The sequence below is a fragment of the Roseomonas aerilata DSM 19363 genome, from assembly GCF_000711725.1.
GTDB lineage: Bacteria > Pseudomonadota > Alphaproteobacteria > Acetobacterales > Acetobacteraceae > Roseomonas > Roseomonas aerilata.
The window spans coordinates 318,424-324,884 of sequence record NZ_JONP01000002.1; the positions used below are offsets into that span (position 1 = coordinate 318,424).

General features: G+C 70.7%; 7 protein-coding genes. 5 read left to right on the forward strand and 2 right to left on the reverse strand.

Translation table 11 applies throughout. The features are described 5' to 3' along the window. Positions 1-86: 86 nt before the first annotated feature. From BO39_RS04265 to BO39_RS04285, 5 genes are read left to right on the forward strand one after another with little or no spacing between them, the layout of a single operon-like run. Entirely contained in the window at positions 87-1,226 is a 1,140-nt protein-coding gene (locus tag BO39_RS04265; RefSeq protein ID WP_245614948.1) for a mandelate racemase/muconate lactonizing enzyme family protein, read from the forward strand. A gap of 28 nt (positions 1,227-1,254) precedes the next feature. Further along, positions 1,255-2,241, forward strand: a complete 987-nt coding sequence (locus tag BO39_RS04270; RefSeq protein WP_052401450.1) for a Bug family tripartite tricarboxylate transporter substrate binding protein — start codon at positions 1,255-1,257, stop codon at positions 2,239-2,241. A gap of 6 nt (positions 2,242-2,247) precedes the next feature. Further along, complete coding sequence (locus BO39_RS04275; RefSeq protein WP_052401451.1) at positions 2,248-2,910, forward strand: HD domain-containing protein; 663 nt, start codon at positions 2,248-2,250, stop codon at positions 2,908-2,910. 27 nt (positions 2,911-2,937) lie between these two features. After that, positions 2,938-3,906, forward strand: coding sequence for a Bug family tripartite tricarboxylate transporter substrate binding protein (locus BO39_RS04280; protein WP_043830287.1), 969 nt, complete (start codon positions 2,938-2,940; stop codon positions 3,904-3,906). A 35-nt stretch (positions 3,907-3,941) separates the two neighbouring features. Then, entirely contained in the window at positions 3,942-4,361 is a 420-nt protein-coding gene (locus BO39_RS04285; protein WP_043830288.1) for an MBL fold metallo-hydrolase, read from the forward strand. Between the two features lie 201 nt (positions 4,362-4,562). On the opposite strand, the gene BO39_RS04290 is transcribed toward BO39_RS04285, so the two are convergent. Together BO39_RS04290 and BO39_RS04295 are read right to left on the reverse strand one after the other, a co-directional pair. Next, the gene (locus tag BO39_RS04290; RefSeq protein ID WP_043830291.1) at positions 4,563-5,279 is read right to left on the reverse strand and encodes a ribonuclease activity regulator RraA; all 717 of its coding nucleotides are present in this window, start codon (positions 5,277-5,279) and stop codon (positions 4,563-4,565) included. Positions 5,280-5,290: 11 nt separating this feature from the next. Further along, on the reverse strand, positions 5,291-6,461 hold a 1,171-nt coding region (locus BO39_RS04295; RefSeq protein WP_043830293.1), incomplete at its 5' end, for a dihydroxy-acid dehydratase.

A 6,461-nucleotide genomic window follows, 5' to 3' on the forward strand; every position in this document is an offset into this window, starting at 1 on the left:
TTTGCGCACATCATCGCCAGTGCGACAAACTGAGCCCGCCGGGCCGCTGAGAGCTCGCCACTGGACGGAGGGACGTTGCGTTGAAGGTGGTGGAGATCCGCGGCTACCTGCTGGGCTTCGCGCCCTCGCCCTCCATCGGCAACGCCTCGCGCATGATCCGCCGGCGGGACTTCCTCCTGCTGGAGCTGGTGGCCGATACCGGGGCACGCGGCTGGGGGGAGGTCTTCGCCTCCCCGGCCGCGGCGGCCGCGCTGGTCCGCACGCGGCTCGCGCCCATCATCCTCGGCGCCTCGCCCCACCACCACGGCCGTCTCTACGACCGCATGCTCGGCACGCTCGGCTACGACCGACGGGGCCCCGGGATGATGGCCATCTCGGCCGTGGACATGGCGTTGCACGACCTCGCGGCGCAGGGCCGCGGCGTCAGCGTTGCGGAGGCGCTCGGCGGAGCGCTGCGCACGCGCCTGCCGGCCTATGCCAGTGCGCCCTTCATCACCACGGACGCCGCCGAGCCCTATGGCCACTACGAGGCCGAGATCGAAGGCATCCTCCGCCGCAACTTCCGCGCCCTGAAGCCGCGCGCCGGCGTCTCGCCCCGCGCGGACGGCACGATGGCCATGGCGGTGCGCCGGCAGGTCGGGCCGGAGGTCTCCATCATGGTGGACATCAATCAGGGATACACCGCCCGTGCTGCCATCGAGTCGGCGCGCCGCATGGAGGAGGCAGGCCTGCTCTGGATGGAGGAGCCGGTTCAACCCGAAGACGTGGCAGGCTATGCCACCATCTCCGCCGCCGTGCCGGTTGCCATCGCTGGCGGGGAGGCGCTGGCCAGCCTCGCTGCCTTCCGGGACTTCCTGGCCGCGGACGCGATGTCCGTGCTGCAGCCCGACCTCACCGTCTGCGGCGGCTACACGGGCTTTCTCCGCATCGCGGCGCTCGCCGCGGCCTATGACATTCCGGTCATGCCGCACGTCTTCGGGACGGTGGTGAACATGCGCGCGGCGCTCCAGGCCGCGGCGCTCGTCACGCCGCGCCGGGGCGCGCCGGGCGAGTATCCCTGGATCGAGGTCGACGCCTCCGCCAACCCGCTGCTGGAGATCGCGGGGGCGCTCCCGCTGGAGGCGGACGGCACGATGGTTGTGTCGGACGCGCCGGGCACCGGGCTGGACCTCCAGGGCGAGCGGCTGGCGCCCTGGATAGGCGAGACCTGGCGCCTCGCGGCCTGAGCGCCCCATCCCTGACGGAGAGGACGACATGCAAACGCTGACCCGCCGCTCGGCCCTCACCACATTCGCCCTGGCCGCGCCCACTCTCGCGCGGCCTCGCGCGGGCCGCGCCGCCATCTGGCCCGAGCGATCCGTGACCCTCGTCGTGCCCTTCCCGCCGGGCGGCAGCAACGACGTGGTGACGCGCATGGTAGCCCAGCCCCTCTCCCAGGCGCTGGGCCAGCCCTTCGTGGTGGACAACCGCCCCGGCGCCAATGGGAATATCGGCGCGGCCCAGGTCGCTCGCGCAGCACCGGACGGATACACCGTGCTGGTCTCCGGCAACGGCCAGAACGCGATGAACCACGGGCTGTACCGCAACATGCCCTACGACTCCCGCACGGCCTTCACCCACGTCGCCCAACTCGCCTCCCTGCCGAACGCCCTCGTCGTGGCCGAGGGCTTCCCCGCCCGCACCCTGCAGGACCTGGTCCGCATGGCGAAGGAGAAGCCGGGCGACCTCACCTTCGCCAGCCCCGGCAGCGGCTCCTCCGGCCATCTCGCCATGGCGATGCTGATGCGCGCGGCGGGGATCGAGATGCTGCACGTGCCCTATCGCGGCGCCGCGCCCGCCATCACCGACGTGCTCGCGGGCCAGGTGCCGGTCGTGATGATCAACGTGGACATCCCCCTGCCCCACGTCCGCGTCGGCCGCCTGCGCGTGCTGGCCGTGACGAGCGAGGCGCGAAGCCCGCTCTACCCGGAGGCGCCGACGATCGCCGGGAGCGGCTATCCCGGCTTCTCCGCGGTCGGATGGCTCGGCCTCTCCCTTCCGGCCGGCACGCCGCCCGACATCGTGGCGCGCCTGCATGATGCGACCGCCCGGGCGCTGCAGGACCCGCAGCTTCGGGAACGTTTCGCGGCCAGCGGCTACATCCCTGGTCAGGGCTCGTCCGCGGACTACGCCCGCTTCATTGACGCCGAGATCACCAAATGGGGCGGCGTGACGCGCGACCTCAACATCGTGCTGGAGTAGAAAGGCATGAACTTCCTCGACCGCCGCCCCCGGCGCGAGATCACCGACGCTCTGCGCGCGACGGTCCTGGAAGACCTTCCTGAATTGGCGGGGATCGGAAACGAGGAACTGCGGCGCAAATGCGTCGAGGTCTGGTGCCTCGCCCTTTCCGAGAGCAGCTTCGTGCGGATCTCCGATATCCCCGGGGAGTCCAACCCGGGCCAGTTCGCCCTGAGGCGTGGCGACCAGGCGACGCATCTGCGCGGCGTGGCCCGCATCGCCCTCTCCATCGCCGACGAATTCGCCGCCATGGATCCCGCCGTACGGATCGACCGCGACCTGGTGATCGCCGGCGGGCTGACGCATGACGTCGGCAAGCCCTGGGAATTTGATGCGGCCAACCGCGCGCGCTGGACGGGCGATCCGTCCGCCGCGGGCCTCCCCTCTCTGCGCCATCCCGTCTACGGCGCGCATCTCTGCATCGCGGCGGGCCTGCCGGAGGAGCTGGCGCACATCGCCCTCGCCCATTCCTTCGAGGGCGAGCACCTGATCCGCAGCCTGGAATGCCTCATCGTGCAGCGGGCGGATCACCTGTGGTGGGCGATCGCCGGCGGTTGCGGGCTGCTGCAGTCCTCGGGCGACGCCATCCTCGAGGCCCGGAAGATCGTGCCCCGCCCCCTCGGCGGCTAATTCCTACCTCCAGGAAGGAAGGTCGAGATGAGATCGATCCGTCGCCGCACCGCCCTGTTCCTGCCCGCGCTCCTGGCGTGCAACCCGGCCCGTGCGGAGTGGCCCGACCGGCCGGTCCGGGTCATCGTGCCCTTCGCACCCGGCGGCAGTTCCGACCTCATCGCGCGGTTGATTGGAATGGAGTTGCAGACACGGCTGGGCCAGCCGGTGGTGGTGGAGAACCGCGGCGGCGCCAACGGTGCCATCGGCATGGCCGCCGCGGCCCAGGCCCCGGCGGACGGCTACACGCTGGTCGAGGGCCATATCGGCACGCACGCGATCACGCCGGCCATCATGCGCAACCCGGGCTATGACACGCTGCGCGACTTCACCACCGTGGCCGTTCCCGCCACCTCCTCCTCTGTGCTGGTGGTGCCGCAATCCAGCCCGGCCCGAGACCTGAAAAGCCTGCTGGACCTCGCGCGCGCGAAGTCGGGGGAGCTGAGCTACGGCTCCCCCGGCGTCGGCTCGCCCTCCCATGTCACGGTCGTCCTGCTCTCAAAGATGACAGGCATCGTTGCGCAGCACGTACCCTACCGCGGCGGCGGCCCAGCGGTGACGGACCTGGTGAGCGGCACGCTGGACTTCATGTTCGCCGGTCCTTCGGAGGTCATGGGACAGATCCAGTCCGGAAGGCTGCGCGCCCTGGCAACTACGGGGGAGGAACGCTCGCCGGGCAGCCCGGACCTGCCGACCGTCGCGGAGGCGGGGGTCCCGGGCTTCAGGTTCACCGTTTGGCACGCGCTGTCCGCGCGCGCGGTCACACCGCCCATGCTGCTCGACCGGCTGAGGCAGGAGGTCGCGGCCATCCTGGCCACGAGGGCGGTGCAGGCTCGCTTGCGTGACGTCGGGCTTGAGCCCGGCATCCCTGACCCCGCGACCGCCGACGCCATGCTACGGGCCGAGGTAGCAAGGTGGGGATCGTTGGTCCACGAGACCGGCATTCAGGCCGACTGAAGCCTGCCATTCTCGAGCATAACGAGGAACCGGCCATGTCACGCCTGACACCGATTGCCGCCTGCCTCGGCGCCCTGCTCGTGCTGGAACCGGCCCCGTCGGGTGCGCAGACGCGCCCCGCGCCGGCTCCAGCGCCGTCCTTTCCCAACGAGAACAGGGAAGCGGTGCGCAAGCACCTCAACCGCGCGGCGCGCTTCCGGCAGGTGACGGAACGGGCCGGGGTAGCCGTGCTGCTGGCAAACCACCAGGCGCAGGATCTCAGCCTCTACAGCCTCGACCTGCTGCGGAACCGCCGCTTGAAGCCGGGTATGGACGAAGCCCGCGCGCGGGCGTCCGATTACCTCGATCCGCATCCTTACGTCCTGCCGCCGGAGACGTACCAGCGCTTCCTTCAGGTGCAGGCCGAGTGCGTACGCGTCGCCGCCGCGCGGCAGGGCCAACCCGCCCCGCAGTGACGGGGCAGGGCTGGACCTCGATGGCGGAGCAGCAGCGGCGCAGGGCCGCGCCACTAGCCCTCTCCGCTGTGGCTCGCAGGCTCTAACGTAGAGTGCCGTTGCGGAGGAACACCCGCGACATGGCCGGCACCCGCAGGGTGGACGCAGGCGGATGAACGCCGCCCGCGGGAGCGGGGCCTTGCACCAATCCTTGTTGAGCCGCTAGCGCCCCTTTTCCTTACGCCATGAGGCGAAGGCCTCGAGGTTCTTCGGGTCGGTTGCGGGGTAGAGGCCTGGCAGTCCCTGCCCGGCGCGCACGCGCTCGGTCGCGAAGTCCTCGTAGGCGGTCATCTCCACCGCCTCGGCCGCGACCTCGTCGGCGATGGCCGCGGGGATGACGATCACGCCGTCGCCGTCGCCGAGGATCACGTCGCCCGGGAAGACCGGCGCGTCGCCGCAGCCGATCGGCACGTTGATGTCGATCGCGTGGTTCAGCGTCAGGTTCGTCGGCGCCGAGGGGCGGCGGTGGTAGGTTGGGATGTCGAGCTGGGCGATCTCGGCCGCGTCGCGGAAGCCGCCATCGGTCACCACGCCCGCCACGCCCCGCACCATCAGCCGCGTGATGAGGATAGAGCCCGCCGAGGCCGCGCGCGCGTCCTTGCGGCTGTCCATCACCATCACCGCGCCGGGCGGGCAGGTCTCGACGCCCTTGCGCTGCGGGTGGCTCGGGTCCTTGAACACCTCGATCCCGTTCAGGTCCTCGCGCGCGGGGATGTAGCGCAGCGTGAAGGCCTCGCCGACCATGCTCTCCTCGCGCACGCGCAGCGGCTGCACGTCCTGGATGAACTGGCTGCGCAAGCCGCGCTTGAACAGGATGGTCGCGACGGTCGCGGTGCTGACGGTCTTCAGCCTCGCGCGCGTCTCTTCGGACAGGGCCATGCTCGGTTCTCTCAGTAGATGACGGGTTCGGGAACGGGCGCGCCGAACTCGGTGCGCAGGAAGTCGAAGTCGCAGCCCTCGTTCGCCTGCTGGATGTGCTTGCTGAACATGTAGCCGTAGCCGCGCTCGAAGCGGGGCTCGGGCGCCACCCACTCGGCCCGGCGCCGCGCCAGCTCCTCGTCGGAGACCTCCATGCTGATCGTCCGCGCGTCCACGTCGAGGGTCACGATGTCGCCCGTCCGCAGCAGGGCGAGCGGACCGCCGATGTAGGATTCGGGCGCCACATGCAGCACGCAGGCGCCGTAGGAGGTGCCGGACATCCGCGCGTCGGACATGCGCAGCATGTCGCGGTGCCCCTCGCGCAGCAGCTTCTTCGGCATGGGCAGCATGCCCCATTCCGGCATCCCCGGCCCGCCCTGGGGCCCGGCGTTGCGCAGCACCATCACCGTGTCCGGCGTGAAGGGGTAGCTCTCGTCGTCCACCGCCTTCTTCATGGAGGGGTAGTCGTCGAAGACCACCGCGGGGCCGGAGTGCTTGAGGAAGCGCTGGTCCATCGCCGCCGGCTTGATCACGCAGCCATCGGGCGCGAGGTTGCCCTTGAGCACCGCGAGCGAGCCCTCGCCGTAGATCGGGTTCTCCGTGGTCCGGATCACGTCGTCGTTGAAGACGCGGGCGCCCTCGATGTTCTCGCCGAGCGTCTTGCCCGACACCGTCACGCAGGAGAGGTCGAGGTGCTCGCGGATGCGCCCCATCAGCCCGCGGATGCCGCCGGCGTAGAAGAAGTCCTCCATCAGGTAGGCGTTGCCGGAGGGGCGGACATTGCCGATCACGGGCACGCGGCGGGAGAAGCGCTCGAAGTCCTCGAGCCCGATCTCCTGCCCGGCGCGGCGCGCCATGGCGATGAGGTGGATGATCGCGTTGGTCGAGCAGCCCATCGCCATGGCAACCGCGATCGCGTTCTCGAAGGACGCCTTCGTCTGGATGCGCGACGGCGTCAGGTCCTCCCACACCATCTCGACGATCCGCCGCCCGCTCTCGCTCGCCAGCCGGATATGCCCCGCATCCGCCGCGGGCACCGAGGAGCCGCCGGGCAGCACCATGCCCACCGCCTCGGCGATCGCCGTCATCGTGCTCGCCGTGCCCATGGTCATGCAGGTGCCGTAGGAGCGCGCGATGCCGCCC